The organism is Flavobacterium sp. JAS (assembly GCF_020991455.1).
GTDB lineage: Bacteria > Bacteroidota > Bacteroidia > Flavobacteriales > Flavobacteriaceae > Flavobacterium.
Window position 1 is genome coordinate 156,671 of sequence record NZ_JAJMOX010000014.1, and the last position, 19,670, is coordinate 176,340.

Annotated in this window: 19 protein-coding genes and 4 tRNA genes; 8 read left to right on the plus strand and 15 right to left on the minus strand. The window is 33.8% G+C overall.

Features of this window, described 5'->3' with window-relative positions; all coding sequences use genetic code 11:
- Window positions 1-49: 49 nt before the first annotated feature.
- From LPB88_RS20700 to LPB88_RS20740, 9 genes are all read right to left on the minus strand, one after another.
- Window positions 50-1,009 carry an ion channel gene (locus LPB88_RS20700; RefSeq protein ID WP_230717567.1) on the minus strand — a complete coding sequence of 320 codons (960 nt, stop codon included), beginning with the start codon at window positions 1,007-1,009 and terminating at the stop codon, window positions 50-52.
- 133 nt (window positions 1,010-1,142) lie between these two features.
- A complete protein-coding gene (locus tag LPB88_RS20705; RefSeq protein WP_230717568.1) occupies window positions 1,143-1,643 on the minus strand; it encodes a tetratricopeptide repeat protein in 501 nt (166 codons plus the stop codon).
- Between the two features lie 173 nt (window positions 1,644-1,816).
- A complete protein-coding gene (locus LPB88_RS20710; RefSeq protein WP_230717569.1) occupies window positions 1,817-2,971 on the minus strand; it encodes an acyltransferase in 1,155 nt (384 codons plus the stop codon).
- Window positions 2,972-3,072: 101 nt separating this feature from the next.
- A complete protein-coding gene (locus tag LPB88_RS20715) occupies window positions 3,073-3,975 on the minus strand; it encodes a LytTR family DNA-binding domain-containing protein (protein WP_230717570.1) in 903 nt (300 codons plus the stop codon).
- Between the two features lie 271 nt (window positions 3,976-4,246).
- Entirely contained in the window at window positions 4,247-5,059 is an 813-nt protein-coding gene (locus LPB88_RS20720; protein WP_230717571.1) for a hypothetical protein, read from the minus strand.
- A gap of 354 nt (window positions 5,060-5,413) precedes the next feature.
- Window positions 5,414-5,486, minus strand: a tRNA-Lys gene (locus LPB88_RS20725).
- Window positions 5,487-5,932: 446 nt separating this feature from the next.
- Window positions 5,933-6,015: transfer RNA gene (locus tag LPB88_RS20730), tRNA-Leu, on the minus strand.
- A 41-nt stretch (window positions 6,016-6,056) separates the two neighbouring features.
- A tRNA-Lys gene (locus LPB88_RS20735) sits at window positions 6,057-6,129 on the minus strand.
- Window positions 6,130-6,170: 41 nt separating this feature from the next.
- Window positions 6,171-6,243: transfer RNA gene (locus LPB88_RS20740), tRNA-Lys, on the minus strand.
- A gap of 127 nt (window positions 6,244-6,370) precedes the next feature.
- Here LPB88_RS20740 and LPB88_RS20745 point away from each other — a divergent pair.
- Window positions 6,371-6,889, plus strand: a complete 519-nt coding sequence (locus tag LPB88_RS20745) for a shikimate kinase (RefSeq protein ID WP_230717572.1) — start codon at window positions 6,371-6,373, stop codon at window positions 6,887-6,889.
- On the opposite strand, the gene LPB88_RS20750 is transcribed toward LPB88_RS20745, so the two are convergent.
- Together LPB88_RS20750 and LPB88_RS20755 are read right to left on the minus strand one after the other, a co-directional pair.
- Entirely contained in the window at window positions 6,881-7,381 is a 501-nt protein-coding gene (locus tag LPB88_RS20750; protein WP_230717573.1) for a phosphoribosyltransferase family protein, read from the minus strand. The two genes, LPB88_RS20745 and LPB88_RS20750, sit on opposite strands and share 9 nt — an antisense overlap.
- 135 nt (window positions 7,382-7,516) lie before the next feature.
- Window positions 7,517-7,903 carry an RNA-binding S4 domain-containing protein gene (locus LPB88_RS20755; RefSeq protein ID WP_230717574.1) on the minus strand — a complete coding sequence of 129 codons (387 nt, stop codon included), beginning with the start codon at window positions 7,901-7,903 and terminating at the stop codon, window positions 7,517-7,519.
- A 79-nt stretch (window positions 7,904-7,982) separates the two neighbouring features.
- Here LPB88_RS20755 and LPB88_RS20760 point away from each other — a divergent pair, with 79 nt between their 5' ends.
- On the plus strand, window positions 7,983-9,164 hold the full coding sequence (locus LPB88_RS20760; RefSeq protein WP_230717575.1) for an FKBP-type peptidyl-prolyl cis-trans isomerase: 1,182 nt from the start codon (window positions 7,983-7,985) through the stop codon (window positions 9,162-9,164).
- A 199-nt stretch (window positions 9,165-9,363) separates the two neighbouring features.
- On the opposite strand, the gene LPB88_RS20765 is transcribed toward LPB88_RS20760, so the two are convergent.
- From LPB88_RS20765 to LPB88_RS20780, 4 genes are all read right to left on the minus strand, one after another.
- Window positions 9,364-10,317: a transketolase family protein gene (locus LPB88_RS20765; protein ID WP_230717576.1), complete on the minus strand. Its 954-nt coding sequence runs from the start codon at window positions 10,315-10,317 to the stop codon at window positions 9,364-9,366.
- Between the two features lie 76 nt (window positions 10,318-10,393).
- Entirely contained in the window at window positions 10,394-11,242 is an 849-nt protein-coding gene (locus LPB88_RS20770; protein WP_230717577.1) for a transketolase, read from the minus strand.
- 246 nt (window positions 11,243-11,488) lie between these two features.
- Complete coding sequence (locus LPB88_RS20775) at window positions 11,489-11,788, minus strand: hypothetical protein (RefSeq protein ID WP_230717578.1); 300 nt, start codon at window positions 11,786-11,788, stop codon at window positions 11,489-11,491.
- Between the two features lie 117 nt (window positions 11,789-11,905).
- The gene (locus LPB88_RS20780; RefSeq protein ID WP_230717579.1) at window positions 11,906-12,778 is read right to left on the minus strand and encodes a polysaccharide deacetylase family protein; all 873 of its coding nucleotides are present in this window, start codon (window positions 12,776-12,778) and stop codon (window positions 11,906-11,908) included.
- 412 nt (window positions 12,779-13,190) lie between these two features.
- Here LPB88_RS20780 and tgt point away from each other — a divergent pair, with 412 nt between their 5' ends.
- The 6 genes from tgt to LPB88_RS20810 all read left to right on the plus strand — a co-directional run bounded on the left by tgt (window position 13,191) and on the right by LPB88_RS20810 (window position 19,664).
- On the plus strand, window positions 13,191-14,321 hold the full coding sequence (tgt, locus tag LPB88_RS20785; protein ID WP_230717580.1) for a tRNA guanosine(34) transglycosylase Tgt: 1,131 nt from the start codon (window positions 13,191-13,193) through the stop codon (window positions 14,319-14,321).
- A 98-nt stretch (window positions 14,322-14,419) separates the two neighbouring features.
- A complete protein-coding gene (locus LPB88_RS20790) occupies window positions 14,420-15,508 on the plus strand; it encodes an LptF/LptG family permease (RefSeq protein WP_230717581.1) in 1,089 nt (362 codons plus the stop codon).
- Window positions 15,495-16,382, plus strand: coding sequence for a DMT family transporter (locus LPB88_RS20795; protein WP_230717582.1), 888 nt, complete (start codon window positions 15,495-15,497; stop codon window positions 16,380-16,382). The genes LPB88_RS20790 and LPB88_RS20795 overlap by 14 nt, the downstream gene beginning before the upstream one ends.
- A 111-nt stretch (window positions 16,383-16,493) precedes the next feature.
- On the plus strand, window positions 16,494-17,447 hold the full coding sequence (locus LPB88_RS20800) for an acetyl-CoA carboxylase carboxyltransferase subunit alpha (protein WP_230717583.1): 954 nt from the start codon (window positions 16,494-16,496) through the stop codon (window positions 17,445-17,447).
- A 140-nt stretch (window positions 17,448-17,587) separates the two neighbouring features.
- Complete coding sequence (gene dnaB / locus LPB88_RS20805; RefSeq protein WP_230717584.1) at window positions 17,588-19,132, plus strand: replicative DNA helicase; 1,545 nt, start codon at window positions 17,588-17,590, stop codon at window positions 19,130-19,132.
- Window positions 19,133-19,322: 190 nt separating this feature from the next.
- Window positions 19,323-19,664, plus strand: coding sequence for a hypothetical protein (locus LPB88_RS20810; RefSeq protein WP_230717585.1), 342 nt, complete (start codon window positions 19,323-19,325; stop codon window positions 19,662-19,664).
- The last annotated feature ends 6 nt before the right edge of the window (window positions 19,665-19,670 follow it).

A 19,670-nucleotide genomic window follows, 5' to 3' on the forward strand; every position in this document is an offset into this window, starting at 1 on the left:
AAACAAAAATAGAATAAAAACTTTAAAACTTGATTAAAATGATAGATTATTAGAGGGTTATCCTTTCATATTGGTTAAGTTTGTCTAAATGTAGGATCGTTTTAGAGTTATCTTTGCTTCTGTTGTACATGGTTTCGAATTTTGCTCCATATATTATTTCATTAAATGTATAGGAGGTTCTTGCGGCAACAGTATTGCTGAACATGTCATCAAAAGTGGTGATGAAAACTAATATTTCACCATGTGTCTTTTTAAAATCTTCTTCGGTAAAATTATACAACGGACTTTTTTCTGTTATAGGATGTACTAATGTCCAACTTAATGAAAGGGCATTTATTCGATCTAATTCTAATTCCAGATTGTAAAATTTGTTTGTTTTTTCTCCGTTTTCTTCAAAGCTCAGTCCTAAAGTAATTTTGGCTGTAGCATCTGTAAAATTGGTGTTTTTAAAGGGAACAAGCCGAATCATTAATCCTTTATCTTTTCCGTAAGGAGAAATCAAAGCATGATGTGAAAATTTTAAAAATGCTGTTGGTTTGCTAAATCTTCCAAAGAATAAACCGGTTGCAATGGCAAAGCTTAATAGGCCAATTAAAGCTTCGGCAGCAGAAAGTGCGCTGGTCATAAATCCGGTTGGGCTAATATGGCCGTAACCAACGGTGGTGAAAGTTTGTGCACTAAAAAAATAAGCTTGTCCAAATTGAGTCAATACACTTTGTGATTGTGCAATTCCGTTAAGGTGCTCAATTCCTATTGCATAATAAATAATCGCAAAAATAAAGTTGATTGCGATATAAAAGGTAAACAAGATGAGCATGAATTTCCAGTTTGGCATGTCGATCATGGTGTGATACCAGCTAATGCGATTGAGTAAATGCATGCCTCTTTTTTCGATATTCGGAGTTCCATTTTTGTTTACAAATCTTCCTCCGTAACTGCCGGCATTGCTGCCAAATCCTGAATTTTTATCTGTCTCGACGTTGTGGTTTATTTTTCTTAAAAGTGCCATTATGGTTTGGTTTATAGCGCAAATGTAAGGATATCTTTAATATGAAGTTATAGTGCTGTTTTTAATGAAAAAAGCAGTCTGAAAAATTAAATTTACAGACTGTTTTTGTATTGATGTTTCAAGTGACTTTGTATTATCTACAAAAAGTAGCTTTGTTTTTTATGGCACTTTGGCTTCCTAGCTCGATTGCTTTTGAAAAGTCTTTACAAGAATTCTTTTTGTCTCCTATTTTGTTATACGCTAAGCCTCTTAAATTGTAAGCGATATAATCTTTTGGGTTTAAACCCAAAGAAGAAGTGCAGTCTTCTATTGCTTGGTTGTAGTTTAGCAATTTGTAGTTTACGTTGGCACGGCCGGTAAGAGCATCTGCATTCATGTTGTCCAGTTCGATTGTTTTGTTGAAATCGGCTAGAGCACCTTTTAGATCGTTTAATTTTACTTTTGCAACACCGCGATTTTGATAAGCCTCAACAAATTTTGGGCTCATGTTGATCGCTTTTGTGTAATCGCTAATAGCGCCTTTTGTGTTTCCGGCTTCGGCCTTTTTTAAGGCTTTGTCAAAATAAGCCGTTGCAGATTGTGCCCATGTAGAGCAGCTGACCATAATAAATAATAGAGGTAATAATTTTTTCATAAACCAATTTGGGATTAGTTAGTAGGTTAATAATTCGGAAACGAATTTAAGAAAGTTTTATTTTGTAAGAGAAATTTTGTTGTGAAATAATCGTAATTTATTTTACTGGGGTTTTGATGGAAAATAGAGAAGAAAACTAGATCTTATAACTTCATTGAATTAAAACGATATCACTAAATAATTTTCTTAACTCCCGGGATTAATAGAATAAGTGAACCAAGTACAAAACTACCTAAAACTATTAATGGTGCTGCTACAAGAAGTTTTATTGCAGGATCAACAGCCCAGTTTCTTGCCGCTAAGGTGAATGCGACAATTACTAACGGATGAAAAATATAAACGGCAAAACTGCTACGTGATAATTTAATAAGAAGTTTTGAGGAAGTATTCCAGCTTCTTTTTCCTTTAATTAGTAATACTGTTAGTATAGAAATACCAATCCATTGTTCCCAGACTGCATATAATAATGCCTGCCAGTGAAAACCTCCAGAAAACCAAGATGAAGGACTGTTTAGTTTAAATTTGATTATAAGGAATACGGGGAAAAATAATAAACATAGTAAAGCTGATCTTTTGAGTTGTTTGCCTATTTTGTCTGAAAGCTGTTCAAACCAATTGTTTTTGGCCGCCAGTAATCCAATAATAAATAGGGCAATATATTGCGAAAAATGCCCAGGCTGGAAACCTATTGGTTCAAGAACCCATCCTACTGGAAATAGAATTCTGACTAGAAAACTAATAATTCCTAGTGCTACTGCAAATAATAAGATTGTTTTTGAATTTGGTGCTGTTAATGGTTTTTCTAAGCTAGTATTAAATATTTTTTTAGCTGCAGCATAAATTAGAGAGAAAAGTAACAATGCGGCCAGAAACCATGTAACTCCTAAATCGATCCAACTATCATAGCCTCTTAAATAATCAAGATAGTTAATATGCTGCGCTTTGGCAAAATAGTAAACAAGATAAGAGATGAAGGGTGAAAGAATAAAAGAGTTGAATAGTATTGGAGTTCCTAATCTAATAAGACGGTCTTTGATAAATTTTGAGATTCCTTTTCTGGAGTAAGAAGAACCCGTAAAGTATGCGGCTAGCATAAAGAAATAGCCCATAAAAAAGGACTGATTAATGCTTATAAACATTGTCATGGGAATTCTTGCTCCTAGTAGTTTAGTTTGTTCAGTGTAATACCAGCCTTCAGAAGTGCTATAAGCGATAAAAGTGTGATGAAGGACCACTAATATGGTTAATAGAACTTTAATGTTGTCTATGTATAATAATTTGTTTTGAGAATCAGAACTCTGATTTTGGGTCGCAGTTGCAGTTGACATAATAAATTGGTTTAGCGTTATTGATGGCAAACGTACAACAGTAAAAGGCAGTGATGGCAAGGCTTGTTACTGGCAACTAGCTTTTGTGATGAACAACTAGCTTAGGCAATATATTTACTGCGAAGCTCTTGGTAATAGTTGTTGAAACTGTCGATTTGTTTTCTGGAAACAGGAATCTTTATGTTGGTTTCATTAAATGATAATAGGTAGCCTTGGGAGTTTCCGGATACTTTTTCAACCTTGAACATGTTTACTAAATAGGTTCTGTGACATCTAAAAAAGTGTGGGTAATCTGTTATTTGGGTTTCAAATTGTGTTAAAGAAATTCTCTTTACTTCTGTGGTGATTTGGTTGCCATTTGATTTTGTTAACTCAATATAATTACCGTCCGCTTTTGCGAAAAGTAATTGATCAATGTTTAAGTTGAAGTTGTCTTGCTTTACCTGTGTATTAATAAAAATATTGGATTTCAGGATTTTTCTTTCTGGTTCAACTGCCAGCGGAATAAACTGAAGAACAAATGGGGATCCTTTTTTTGATTCAAAATAAAAGCTGGATAATCTTAGAAAAAAATAAAAAAATATTCCCGCAACAAAGCAGTTTCTAATTTCTTCAAGAAAATAGTTCCACGACGAGTTGTTTGGGTTGTTATAAAGAAAATCACGCATTAAAAAGCTCGATGTGCCTATTAAAACTAATAGTATTCCAATTTGAATGTATTCTTTGAGTAAAGTCCATTTAATTTGGTTTTTAGCTTTTCTGAAATTCAATATTCCAAAATAAGTTAGTAGAACCAGCGCTGGGGTTAAGGCATGGAAAAAGCAAATGAGTAAATAATGCATCCTGAGTTCCGGATCATAAACTCCAAATGGTTTGAATAATAAAAGAAATGCAAGAATAATTAGAAATACAATAACCGAACTTTTGATTAGATTTTGAGATTGATATCGTTGCGGATATTCAATTTCTTTTGTCAAATGTTCTATGTTGATGTACAATTTCATGATTATTTTTTTTTCGGGATTAAAAATAAGAAAAAATAATAGGTTTGGTGTTTATTGTTTGAGGGGTATTATGAGTGGTAAGGGGCGATTTTATATTTAGTAGGGCTAATAAAATTAAAAAGCGGAAACCTTTATAAATAAAGATTTCCGCTTGTGTATGACTTCCTTGGTATAAAATCTAAACCTTTTACTTTAAGTTTTTAAGTGACGTGACAGAAGCGTGAAAAGAAAAGTATTTGATTTTCAAAGTTTGTTATGAAAATTGAATCTCTTAATTATGCAATTGATTTTTGAGAGCATACAACTTGCTTCTAAGATTTTTTAACATTAGAGGATCAGAAACTTTGCCTCGAACCCTGGTTAAAAAAATGGGTTCTCCAATAGTCATCTTTAGAACATGTCCTTGTTTGTTAAAGAGTTCCGAAATCAGTTTTGAAGTTTGCAACATAGGGTGAATTGATTTTAACATACTGAAGAAAAAACCATTATTTCCATGAAAATATATAGGTAAAATAGGAACGTCTGCCTTGCAGATAATTTTGCCTACCACAGGATGCCACTCCGGATCTGTGATTTCACTCGTCTTAAAATTATAAGATGAAACTTCTCCCGCGGGAAATATTGCGACAGGAATGCCTTCTGATAAAGCTTTGAGTGTCATTTTTAATCCAGTGATACTTGCAGAATTTTGTATATTTTCAAATGGATTTACCGCAATAATGCATTTTTCAAGATTTGGAATTTCCTTTAATAAAAAGTTCCCCATATACATTGTGTCAGGACGTATTTTTGCGATTGTACTTAATAAGGCTAATGATTCGATACCTCCATAGGGATGATTTGCAATAACTATAAAAGCTCCTTCACGAGGAATGTTTAGTAACTCGGCAGCGTCAAATTGGACTTTTACACCAATTTTCATTAAGACATAATTAGCAAAATCTGCACCCTCAAGATTACCTGCTTCTTTTACAATAGTATTTAAATTGTCAATTTTCATTACTTTCATTAAATAAGAAGGTAATCCTGGGATAGGAATTTTTGAAAGGCCAGCAGCTTCGGTAAACTTTTCTTTGGATATCAATGTCATATATTATAGTTCATTAGGGTTGAATGCGGAAACTAATAAAAAACCTAAAAGGAAGAAAACTAGCAATAGGTTAATGTTTATTAGTGAAATTTTGTTATTATAACGTTATGACTTGAAACAGGGATTTGGAGTTATGAAAAGGAAAGATGGTCAGTCATTTGCATATTCTTTATCGCAATCGTGGGTAAAGATACTCTGATTTTATATGTGAACATTGAATATATAAATAAAACAATGTTAAAGGGAAAGGATATTTGTGTGATATCCAAATTTTGAACATGATTACATATTCTCCATATGGCTTAAAATGAAAAAAGGTCAGATAAATTAATATCTGACCTTTTTTTGTGACCCGACTGGGGCTCGAACCCAGGACCCCATCATTAAAAGTGATGTGCTCTACCAACTGAGCTATCGAGTCATTCTTTTCTTGAACGCGGGTGCAAATATAAGGAGTTATTTTTTATATATCACTACCTTTTTTTAAGTTAATTTAATGTAAAAGGATTGTTTTGAATTAATGAATTGAAATAGAGGTAGAAACAAAAGAAAATAAAATACGTTTTATGTGTTTTTAATTTTTAGAGGCCTTGATGGTATGGAATTCGAGCCTTTTGTTAGAGGAATTGTAGGTTTTAAGTGAGGTCTATTAGTCTTATATTTTATGGAGCTCTTTAATTTGAAATTCTTTGACTTGTGTAAACGAATTGCAGGAAACCGAAAGAGAAGGAATTCTATAAAAAAAAGAAAGGTGATCCTCGAATTGACGTTTTCAGAAATCGAGATGTGTATAAAATTGACGTCTGTTTTGTAGTCTTCCATAAAAAAAGCCTGAGAATATAGATTCTCAGGCTTTTTCTTTTTTAGTGACCACGGTGGGATTTGAACCCACACGCCCTTACGAGCACCACCCCCTCAAGATGGCAAGTCTACCGTTTCTCCACGTGGCCTAAAATAAAAAAGGTCAAGTAAATTAATACTCGACCTTTTGTGACCCGACTGGGGCTCGAACCCAGGACCCCATCATTAAAAGTGATGTGCTCTACCAACTGAGCTATCGAGTCATTGCGATCAAGGAAAGTATTTTGTTAAATCACAAATTTTGTGACCCGACTGGGGCTCGAACCCAGGACCCCATCATTAAAAGTGATGTGCTCTACCAACTGAGCTATCGAGTCATATTCTTTCCTTGAATGCGGGTGCAAATATAAGGAGTTATTTTTGATATTTGCAAGCTATTTTATTATAAATTTGTCTTTTTTTACTCAAAATTTACAACACCTTAATTTTTAGGTTCTTATTAAAATGAAAAAGATTATATTATTAGGATATATGGGTTGCGGAAAGTCAACAATTGCTCAAAATTTGTCAAAAACTACAAATATTCCGTTTCTTGATTTAGATAAATGCATCGAAAAAAAAACAAATTTATCGATAAATGAGATTTTTGAACAACATGGAGAGATCTATTTTAGAAAATTAGAGCATGAAATGTTCGTAGAATTACTTCAATCTTCAGAAAATAGTATAATTGGTTTAGGTGGAGGGACGCCTTGTTATGCCAATAATCATGAATTATTAAAAAGAGATGATGTTACTTCTATATATTTAAAGGCTTCTATAGAGACTTTATATAATAGATTGGTACATAACAAAAGCAAACGTCCGCTAATTGCCGATATGAATGAGGAAGAAATGAGAGAGTTTATTGCAAAGCATTTGTTCGACAGAAGTTTTTATTACAACCATGCGCAACATAAAGTTACAGTTGATGATAAAACTGTCGAAGAAACGGTTGAAGATATTTTAGAGATCTTAGCTTAAAAAGGCATAATCGCCACCATTCTCGTCAAAAACTACCTGAACATGCTCTAACAAAGAGGTTGATAATGAAATTCCTTTAAAATCGGCCTTTACTGGGTATTTTTTGTGATTTCTGTCTACAAGCACTGCTGTTTTGAATTTCTTAAGCGGAACGTCTAAGAAATGACGAACAGCATAAATGAGAGTTGTGCCTGAATTTAAAACGTCATCCACAAGAACTAATCCTTTGTTTTCGTATTCAGATGCGGTCAAAGAGGTTTGTATTGGCAACTGTGGATTTTGTTTGTCAACTTTAACTTCACAAAGTGATACTTTAAGTGACGAAATGCTGCTTAAAGCTACAGCAATTTTTTGGGCAAAAACAGATCCATTAGACGCGATTCCGGCAATCACAATTTCTTCTTCATCTACAAACGTTTCGTAAATTTGGTATGCAATACGTTTTATTTTGTGTTCGATTTCCTGATTGGTTAAGATGATGTTTTTGCTCATGATTTATTTTTTTGCTAAAGTACAAATTTTAAATTCCAATAAAAAAAATCCAAATTCCAATCTTAAAAAAAAGAAATTCCAATGTTGAGGTTTGTTTTTGTCTTTTTTTGGAATTTGGAATTTAAAAATTGAAATTTATTCTGTTTCTTCATCAATTATATCGTTTCCATATTCGTCAATATCTCTTCGGTCTTTTTTGGTAGGTCTTCCGGTACCGCTTTTGCGATAATGTTCTTTAGAAAGTTTTAATAGTTCTAAATGTGCGTAAACTTCTGGCGGAGTTTCATTTTTTCTGTATATATCCACAAGTTTTGCTCCAACGCGACTTTCCGGAATATCGAGTACGGTTATAATTTGTGTAATCTGATCTTTTCTAAAAGTAATTTTATCCGTAGGAAAAACTTCTTTAGAGGGCTTGGCAACTTGCCCATTTACAGTGATATGGTTTTTTTTGCAGGCTTCAGTTACCATGTTTCTGGTCTTGTAATAACGCACGCACCATAAGTATTTGTCTATTCTCATAATTTTTCTAAAATCGAAGTTAAATTCTTTACAAAAATAAATCAATATTGTATCTTGCGCACTTAAAAAATTAACAATAATGAATAAATTTAAATATTATTTTATTTTATTGCTTGCGGGTATTTCTTTGGTTTCTTGCTCTAAAAAAGATGATGATGAACCGGTTGTAGTTCCTCTTAGGGATTATAAGACACAGTATGATGTTGATAACGCAAATATTGAAGAGTATTTAAAAACAAATTATATAACGGTGAATGCCGATATGGATGTTACAATTTCGTTAATAACTGATCCATCTACACAGCCTTCTATTATGTCTTATTTAAACAGCGATTCGTTTCCTAAGTTGCTTTTAAGAGATATAGATTTACACGGAATTGCATATAAAATGTATTATTTGGTTTTAAGAGAAGGTGTTGGTACTTCGCCAATGAATACAGATGGTGTAGTTGCTGCGTATAGAGGGGAATATTTATCACGTATTGAAAAAACAGTGACAGTACCATCACATTTAACGACAACATTTTTTGAGCAGGTTTTATATCCAAATTCGGCTTTTGATTTGTATGGTGCTATAATGGGCTGGAGTGAAATTTTTCCTCAATTTAAAACTGGAACAACTTCTGTTAATGCTGATGGAAGTAATAAATATGAAAATTTTGGAGCTGGAGTGTTGTTTATTCCTTCTGGATTGGGTTACTATGCATCACCACCTGCTTCGAGTACAATTCCTGTTTATTCTCCTTTAATCTTTAGTTTTAAACTGTATGATTTTAAAAGATTAGATCATGAGTATGTTATTTCTAATGGTGCTATAGTTGGAACTCCTGATGGTGTCTTGGATATTAATGAAGATATTGATGGTGATGGTTATGTTCGTGATTATAGAAATACTACTCTATATCCTAATAAACCAGTTAATCCTGATGATACGGATGGAGATGGTATTCCTGACTTTTTGGATAGTGATGATGATGGAGATGGATATACAACCAGATTTGAAATTACAAAACCAAGTGGTGCTCCAGTTACAGGGGTAAGTTTGTACTATCCTTGGGATCCTGTTGTAGACAATCCGGCAACGCCAAATACAAATGAATCAGAAACTTTTGGTATCCCTAGAAAACCTACAGGTGAACTTACAGATCCAGCTAAACCGGAATCTATTGATAATCCGCGAAAATTTGTGGATGATGATTATGCAGCTGCAGGAAGAAAGAGAATACATGTCGATAATACATATCCTTATCAAAAAAAATAAGTCTTAGTTGATTTGATTTATATAAAACCTCGAAAGTGATTTCGAGGTTTTTTTATGTCTAAGTTTTGAGCTTACTTTTGTTTAGTTGAAATTTAAAAGTATTTAGTGTTGAAGTTTTAATTTTATATGACTTCAATAAAAACAAAAAACCTCGAAAATTGCTTTTCGAGGTTTTTTTATAAGTAAGAAAATATAAAAATTATTTTCTTTTGATTACTCTTTCTACAGCTTCAACAATTGCTTGATTGTTTAATTTGTATTTGTCCATTAATTGCTCTGGAGTTCCAGATTCACCAAAACTATCGTTTACAGCTACAAACTCTTGTGGAGCTGGGTTATTTAAAGCTAATACTCTTGAAACGCTTTCTCCAAGACCTCCAAGAATGTTATGTTCTTCTGCAGTTACCACACATTTGGTTTTAGCCAATGATTTAAGAATAGCTTCTTCGTCAAGTGGTTTGATAGTGTGAATGTTGATTACTTCCGCAGAGATTCCTTTTGCTTCTAATGCTTCAGCAGCAATAAGAGCTTCCCAAACTAAGTGTCCTGTTGCTACGATTGTAACATCAGTTCCTTCGTTTAATGAAATTGCTTTTCCAATTACGAAAGGCTCGTCAGCAGGAGTGAAGTTAGGCACAACCGGACGTCCAAAACGTAAATAAGCAGGACCATGATGATCTGCTAATGCTAATGTAGCTGCTTTAGTCTGATTGTAATCACAAGTGTTGATTACAGTCATTCCTGGCAACATTTTCATTAAACCAATATCTTCTAAGATTTGGTGAGTTGCTCCATCTTCACCAAGTGTTAAACCTGCGTGAGAAGCACAAATTTTTACGTTTTTATCAGAATAAGCAACAGATTGACGAATTTGATCGTAAACTCTTCCTGTAGAGAAGTTAGCAAAAGTTCCTGTAAAAGGAATTTTTCCTCCAATAGTTAAACCAGCTGCAATACCAATCATATTTGCTTCTGCGATACCAATTTGGAAAAAACGCTCTGGGTGATTTTTCTTAAAATCATCAAATTTTAATGATCCAATTAAATCAGCACAAAGTGCTACAACATTTTCGTTTTTTTGACCTAGTTCAGTCATTCCCGCTCCAAAACCCGAACGAGTATCTTTACTTCCTGTATTTGTATATTTTTTCATTTTATTTTTTTTGCTGTACGCAATAGGCTGTAGGCAATAGGCAAATAGCTTACTGCTTAAAGCTTAAAGCTAGTTTTTAATAATCTGCTAAAGTTGAGATGTTTTGAGCTAAAGCACTTGCCAACTGATCGTTGTTTGGTGCTTTACCATGCCAAGCATGAGTGTGCATCATAAAGTCTACACCATTACCCATTTCAGTATGTAGTAAAATACAAACTGGTTTACCTTTTCCTGTTCTTGATTTAGCATCTGTTAGACCAGCAAGAATAGCGTCGATATTGTTTCCTTCTTTAATTTCAAGAACGTCCCAGTCAAAAGCTTCGAATTTTGCACGGATGCTTCCCATTGGTAAAACTTCATCAGTAGTACCGTCAATTTGTTTTCCGTTAAGGTCAATAGTTGCAATAATGTTGTCTACTTTTTTAGCAGAAGCATACATGATAGCCTCCCAGTTTTGACCTTCTTGCAATTCACCGTCTCCGTGTAAAGAAAAGATCAAGTGATTGTCTTCATTTAATTTTTTAGCTTGCGCCGCTCCAAGAGCTACAGATAAACCTTGTCCTAATGAACCAGAAGCTATACGAACTCCAGGCAATCCTTCATGAGTAGTTGGATGTCCTTGCAAACGAGAATTTAATAATCTAAAAGTTGCAAGTTCTGAAATAGGGAAATAACCGCTACGTGCTAAAACGCTATAAAAGACAGGAGAGATGTGACCATTTGAAAGGAAGAAAAGATCTTCTCCAATTCCGTTCATATCAAAACCTTCTTTGCGCTCCATAATGTTTTGGTAAAGAGTCACCAAAAATTCAGTACAACCTAGTGAACCACCTGGGTGACCTGAGTTGACAGCATGTACCATTCGAAGAATATCTCTTCTTACTTGGATAGTTAAATCGCTTAATTGTTGTGTGTTAGGCTTCATTTTATATGTAAAAGTTAAACTGGTGCAAAAGTAATCGTTATTTTGCGGGCTGACAAATGATTTTTTGCTTTAGTTTGCCGTAATTGTTAAATTGCGACTGTTTTTTTGTTGATCCTAGAAAAAAAATAGATATTGGTTTTGATTTTTTAAACATGGAGTCTTTATCAGACTTATTTTTGATGAAAATTTAAAAATAAAAAAAGCCCCAAATTGAGACTTTTGTTTTTCTTAGTGATTTTGATAAGCTTATTCTGTGTCGCCTTCGCTGTAAAAATTGTTTTCTTCATCTTCAGATCCAATCTCTTCTTGTTCGTCATCAAGCTCTGAACCTGGGACGTCTAAATCATTTCCAAGTTTATCACTATTTTGTTTCCATTCATGATCGCTTGGCGTGATTGTTTTTTCTGATGAGATTTCCTCCAGATCGATGTCTTTCAATTTGTCTTCCTTATTGTAAATATCTTCGTTTGCAGGATAATCTAAATTTTCAAGATTTCTCTCGATTTGATCTTCTTTTATAGGATTGTTATCTTCTGAATTTATCATGATTTCTACTTTTTTAAATGGATACTAAAGTTATGGAATTATTGAGTTCAGATTGTTATATGTTTCAAATACAAAGTTTTACTATTCACATAATAAAATAAGTAATTGTCTCATTTTCTAATTGACACATTGTCTAATTGCAAGAATCTCTTTCCAGGTTATCAATTGAATATTGTTTTCATGAAGTTTTGTTTTGCATTCCTGACTTGTAAAAAAATCAAAATCTATCTGGCGCCATTCTGAACCAAAATTTGGGTGATTTATCGTGATGCCTTGCATTTCTCGATCATCAAAAGCGGGATGAAGCAGGAAAACATTAAAACCGGGTTTTATGGTATCTAAAGCTTTTTCGTAAGATCTTCTAAGTTCTCCTTTTTCGAAATCAGCAAAATAGCCAATCAGAAGGTTATCAGCTAAAAGGGTGTTTTCATAATCATATTTTTCGTCAGATAAACTTATCGATTCTACAAATTGTCTGTTGATGAAAACGGGTAGATTGTATGTTTTTCCCAGTTCTTTATAGATTTCTAAAATTTCAGGAGTAACGCCAACACTGCACATGTGCGAGTCGAGATGTGTGGGTTGGATTCCGAATTGTAATGCTCTTTCGATTTGAGCGGTGAGTTCTTTTTTTACTTCGGATGGTTTTGCGTTGTTTTTAAAGTCGGCTCTGGTTTTGTAGAAGTAACCGTTTTTATCAACTAGACTTGGAACTTCATTAATAGGAAGAACTGGACCAAATTTATAATTTTCCCATTCACAGGTTAGCGTAAGATGTATGCCGCAATCGAATTGTGGATTGTTTTTGGCGAATGTTGCCATTTCGAAAAACCATGCGCACGGTACCATTATACTATAGGAGTTTACAGATCCGTTTTGAAGTGCTTTTATGGTTGCTTGATTTTCGGAATGTGATAATCCGGCATCGTCGGCATGGATAATTAATAGTTTGGCGTTTTCAGGATATCCTAGTTTTTGAGCTAAGTTCATTTTTGATTTTTTTGTGGTGAATTAATGGCACACGGATCTAAACGGATTTTTTATTATACTGATGCCTTTACTTTGCGGAGCTTCGGCTCCGCTTAGCCTGATAATATGTTTATTCAAATTTAAAGATTTCTTGTTGAACTGTCATGTCTTTTTTTTGCGTTAGGGATAGAAGCGGCATCCTTTTGTGACACCTTTGAGGTCTTAATTAACAATGATAATTACTGGAACAAAAGATATAGCGGATAGCCCGACCGGAGGGAACGCCCAAAATATTTAAAATTCCAACTATTTAAAATTCCAAATTCCAAACTTTAAGACAGGTAAAAATCATTGTCTAATTTTCTAATTGCCAAATTATCTAATTAAAAATCTCTGAAATTAGCTTATCTTTGCCGACTGAAAAAAGAAACAGATGAAGTTTGATTTATTACAAAAAGATCCGCAATCTAAAGCTAGAGCGGGAAGTATTACTACAGATCACGGCGTAATTGAAACGCCTATTTTTATGCCTGTTGGTACGGTGGCTTCTGTAAAAGGTGTACACCAACGTGAGCTAAAAGACGATATTAATCCGGATATTATTCTTGGAAATACATACCATTTATATTTACGTCCTCAAACCGAAATTCTTGAAAAAGCGGGTGGATTGCATAAATTCATGAATTGGGATCGTAATATTTTGACTGATTCTGGTGGATATCAGGTTTATTCTCTTTCGAATAATAGAAAAATTAAGGAAGAAGGAGTGAAGTTTAAATCGCATATTGATGGTTCATATCACTTTTTTTCACCAGAAAGTGTAATGGAAATTCAACGTACAATTGGGGCCGATATTATTATGGCTTTTGATGAATGTACGCCTTATCCTTGCGATTACAGGTATGCACAACGTTCGATGCACATGACGCACCGTTGGTTGGATCGTTGTATCAATCACCTTGACAAAGTGCCTTATAAATATGGTTACGAACAAACATTTTTTCCAATTGTTCAGGGAAGTACTTATAAAGATTTACGTCAGCAATCGGCTGAATATATTGCGAATTCAGGACAACAAGGAAATGCTATTGGTGGTTTGTCAGTAGGAGAACCAGCAGAAGAAATGTACGCAATGACTGAGGTTGTTTGTGAAATTTTACCGGAGGATAAGCCAAGATATTTGATGGGAGTTGGAACTCCGATTAATATTCTTGAAAATATTGCGTTAGGTATTGATATGTTCGATTGTGTGATGCCTACTCGTAATGCCAGAAATGGTATGTTGTTTACGGCAAACGGAACAATTAATATTAAGAATAAAAAGTGGGAAGCTGATTTTTCTCCAGTTGATGAAATGGGACATACTTTTGTAGATACTGAATATACAAAGGCTTATTTGCGTCACTTATTTGCAGCTAACGAATATTTAGGAAAACAAATTGCTACGATTCATAACCTTGGTTTTTATATGTGGTTGGTTCGTGAAGCCAGAAAACATATCTTAGCAGGAGATTTTAGACCATGGAAAGAAATGATGGTTAAAAATATGAGTCAAAGACTATAAAAAAGTTTCAAGTTTTTTTAGTTTCAGGTTTCATGTTCGGTATAGAACTTGAAACCTGAAACCTGAAACCTGAGCGTTAAAATTGAAACGAACAATCTATGCTAACGATAATAGATAAGTATATTTTAAAAAGATATTTAGCCACTTTTTCGGTGATGATCTTATTATTTATTCCGATTGGAATTGTAATTGACGTCTCTGAGAAGGTGAATAAAATGCTGGAAAATAAGATTCCGTTTACGCAAATTGCGATTTATTACTACAACTTTACCATTTATTTTGCGAACTCATTATTTCCGATATTTTTGTTTTTATCGGTTATTTGGTTTACTTCAAAATTGGCAAATAACACAGAAATTATTGCTATTTTAAGTTCGGGTATTTCATTTACGCGTTTTTTACGACCTTATATTATTGGTGCATCTATTGTTTCGGTTTTTGTGCTTTTGATGGGATTTTTTATTGTTCCCGCGGCAAGTGAAGGCTTTAATAATTTTAGATATACCTATTTAAAAGGTGGTGGTAAAGAAGCGATGCGTGGCGAAAGTACAAACGTGTACAGACAACTTAATGATCATGATTTTATTTTTGTAAATAGTTTTAATGAGGAGTCTAAAACGGCTTTTAATTTTTCGTTGGAACATTTTGAAAAAGATAAGTTGACCTATAAAATTACTGCAAGCCGTATTAAATGGGATCCGAAAGCTAAAACCTATATTCTGTACGATTATACTAAAAGAACAATTGGAGAATTGGGTGATAAAATTGAAAAAGTACCCGAAAAAAAGGTGCCTTTTAAATTTGAATTGGCCGATTTAACTCCTGTGGTTTATATTGCAGAAACACTGTCTCTTGGAAAATTAATAGACTTTATTGATAAAGAAAGAAAAAGAGGTTCCGGAAATATTAATACCTATTTAGTTGTACTTTATAAAAAATACAGCGTACCGGTCTCGGCTTTTATTTTAACAATTATTGCTGTAGCAGTTTCGTCAATGAAACGACGCGGTGGTATGGGAACGAATCTTGCTATTGGAATTGCAATTGCGTTTTCTTTTGTATTCTTTGATAAAATATTCGGTACTCTTGCCGAAAAATCTACATTCTCACCTTTATTAGCTGTTTGGTTCCCGAATATTGTTTTCGGAATTCTGGCAGTTTACTTATTACGTAATGCGAAACGATAATTTAAAAAGTTATTTAAATCTTCATTTAATTGTTTTTATCTGGGGTTTCACAGCCATTTTGGGCGCTTTAATCACTATTGATGCCGAAAATTTAGTTTGGTTCAGAATGCTTTTAGCAGGTATTTTTTTGGCCGGATTTATAGTTTATAAAAAACAATCTTTTGTAATCTCTGTTCAGTCTTTTGCCAAATTGATTTTTGTTGGATTGCTGATTGCGCTGCATTGGATTTTCTTTTTTAGAGCAATTCACGTTTCGAATGTTTCGATAACACTTTCGATATTTTCATTAGGAGCTTTTTTTGCATCCTTATTAGAGCCGCTTTTTTATGGCAGAAAGATATTATTCTATGAAGTTTTCTTCGGATTAATTATTATTGCCGGTTTAGCACTTATTATGCAAGTCGAAGTTAAATATCTGCACGGGATGTATTATGCCCTGGCAGCTATTATTTTAGGCGTTTTGTTTACTTTAATGAATGGTAAGTTGATTACAGAACATGATCCGTCCGTTATTACATTTTATGAGTTTGGTGCCGGAGTTTTCTTTATTTCTATTTATTTTTTAGTGCAGGGAAAATTTACTGCCGACTTTTTTACAATGTCATTAAACAACTGGATTTTGTTGCTTGTTTTAGCGTCCATTTGTACGGCTTATGCTTTTACGGCATCAGTAAAAGTTATGCAGAAATTAACACCTTATACGGTGATGTTAACGACTAATTTAGAGCCTGTTTACGGAATTGTTCTGGCTTATTTTATTCTTGGAGGAAAAGAAAAAATGAGTACAGAATTTTATATTGGAGCCTTTATAATTGTTATTACAGTTATTTTAAACGGCGTTTTTAAACATTATAAAAATAAGAAAGAACTGTAATAGTTTACTTATTTTTAAATCACAATTTGATACTTTACTAACAATTAACTGTGCCAATGATATAATATTTTTATATTTGCGGTTCGATTTACAAACAAAATTCAAAAATCCATGGAATATTTAGATTTTGAGCTTCCAATCAAAGAACTTGAAGAACAGTTAGAAAAGTGTGTTATTATTGGAAAAGAATCTGATGTTGATGTAACACCAACCTGCAAGGAAATCAACAAGAAATTAGAGCAAACTAAGAAAGAAATATACAAAAACCTTACGGCTTGGCAGCGCGTTCAGTTGTCAAGACATCCAAATAGACCTTATACTCTAGATTATATTAGAGCAATTTGCGGAGAAACATTTTTAGAACTTCACGGAGACAGAAATTTTAAAGATGATAAAGCTATGGTTGGCGGACTTGGAAAAATAAACGGGCAGTCGTTTATGATTGTAGGTCAGCAAAAAGGTTTTAATACAAAAACACGCCAATACCGTAATTTTGGTATGGCAAACCCTGAAGGATATCGTAAAGCTTTGCGTTTAATGAAAATGGCAGAGAAATTTGGTATTCCGGTTTTAACTTTAGTAGATACCCCGGGTGCATATCCAGGACTTGAAGCTGAAGAAAGAGGGCAGGGAGAAGCTATTGCGAGAAACATTTTTGAAATGGTTCGTTTACAAGTGCCAATCATTACCATTATTGTTGGTGAAGGTGCTTCTGGAGGAGCTTTAGGAATAGGTGTTGGAGACAAAGTTTATATGTTAGAGAATACCTGGTATTCTGTAATCTCTCCAGAATCTTGTTCTTCGATTTTATGGAAAAGCTGGGAGTACAAAGAACGTGCTGCTGATGCTTTGAAATTGACTTCATCAGATATGAAAAAACAAAAATTAGTTGATGATGTTATTCCGGAACCACTAGGCGGAGCACACTATGACCGCGAAACTACTTTTAAAACGGTTGCCGAATACATTACCAAAGGATATAATGAATTGAAAGACTTATCAACAGCCGACCTGATTGCCCAAAGAATGGACAAATACAGTAAAATGGGCGAGTATAAAGAGTAAATTCTTACAAGATTAATTAAAATCCGAAGCCTTACAGTTTCGGATTTTTTTTTGGTTATGAACAAAAAAAACTTATTTATAAACAATTAATAGTTATAACTCGATAGCGATCTTTTTTTAAATTTCGCTACTTTCGTCCTATGGAAAATTTCAAAAATATAAACCCTGTAAAGGTAAATAAACCCTCAATTATTAGTTTAGAAAAAGGAAAACTTCCTCCGCAAGTTCTTGATTTAGAAGAAGCTGTGCTTGGGGCAATGATGATTGATAAAAAAGGAGTTGATGATGTAATTGATATTTTGCAAGGGGATGCTTTTTATAAAGAGGCGCATAAATTTATTTTTGAAGCAATTGTTCAGCTTTTTACAGAAACACAGCCAATTGACTTGTTGACGGTTTCGACTCAGCTGAAAAAAAATGGAAAATTAGAATTAGCCGGAGGAGATTTTTATTTAATTCAGCTTACGCAAAAAATTGCATCTTCGGCACATATCGAATTTCACTCGCGTATCATTCTTCAAAAGTTTATTCAAAGAAGTTTGATTCGTATTTCTACTGAAATTATCGAAGCGTCTTATGATGAAACTGCCGATGTTTTTGATTTGCTTGATCAAGCCGAATCAAAACTATATGAAGTAACACAAGGAAATATTAAACGTAGTTCTGAAACTGCTCAGAGTTTAGTACTTCAGGCTAAAAAGAAAATTGAAGAAATTGCAAAACAAGAAGGTTTAAGTGGTGTTGAAACTGGTTTTCATAATCTGGATAAACTAACTTCGGGATGGCAACCCAGCGATTTAATTATTATCGCGGCGAGACCTGCGATGGGAAAAACTGCCTTTGTACTTTCAATGGCGAGAAATATCGCCATTCAGTACGGACATGGAGTAGCTTTGTTCTCTCTGGAGATGGCATCGGTTCAGTTGATTACAAGGTTAATTTCGTCAGAAACAGGATTGTCGTCAGAGAAATTACGTACCGGTAAACTAGAACCTCACGAATGGGAAATGTTGAGTACCAAGGTTAAAAACTTAGAAAAAGCTCCTTTGTTTATTGATGATACACCGTCACTTTCTATTTTTGATTTAAGAGCAAAATGTCGTCGTTTAGTTTCACAACACGGTATCAAGATTATAATTATCGATTATTTGCAGTTGATGACTGCCGGAGGAAATAATAAAGGAGGAGGAAACCGTGAGCAGGAAATCTCAACAATTTCCCGAAACTTAAAAGCTTTGGCAAAAGAGCTTAACGTTCCGGTAATTGCACTTTCGCAGTTATCACGTGCCGTTGAAACGCGTGGATCAAGTAAACGTCCGTTACTATCGGATCTTCGTGAATCTGGAGCGATTGAGCAGGATGCTGATATTGTTTCGTTTTTATATCGTCCTGAATATTACAAAATTGAAGAATGGGATGATGATGAAGCATCTCCTACTGCAGGTCAGGCTGAGATTATGATTGCTAAACACCGTAATGGTGGTATTGAAAACATTCGATTGAAATTTATAGGACACCTTGGTAAGTTTGATAACCTTGATGATTTTTCAGGTAGTTATGACGATTTACCGTCAAAAATGAATCATGAAGAAAATCCATTTATAACTAAAAATCTGCCATCTGCAAATGAAGCTTTTGGAAGCAATTTGAACGATGACGATGATGATAGCGATGTTCCGTTTTAAGAAAATATATTAAAAACCAAAATGTAAAGAAATCTTTATGAGTTATTACTTGTAAAGATTTTTTTTTATTCAGTGCACCTTTTTCCCATTTACAATTTTAGATAATAGTATCTCTTATATAAAATTATTTCGGTAGTTTAGCAGAACCATTAACAAACTAAGTCTTATTAACTAATTAAAATTGTAAACTATGAATGAAGAAACCTTTCCAAATCCTATTCAAATACCATTGGCCACGGCTCAAGAATGGGAAAAGAGATATGAGGATGATAACACTGTTGACGCTATTAAAATAAAAGCTTTTCTGATTCCAAGAGAGTCTTTAGAGAAAGTATTGGAATTGAAAACTGAAGCGGTTTATGCCTATCTAGGTATTAATGACCAGAATGAAAAAACGTTACTTTTTGTAGGAGCAGAAAAAGATTTGAAAACAGGTAAATATGTAAATGTTTATGGACCACCAGCATCAGAAGCTAATGCAGAAGACGGAGATGTTGTTTATGACGGTGTTCGTCCGAGTCCTCCATATTAATCTGTA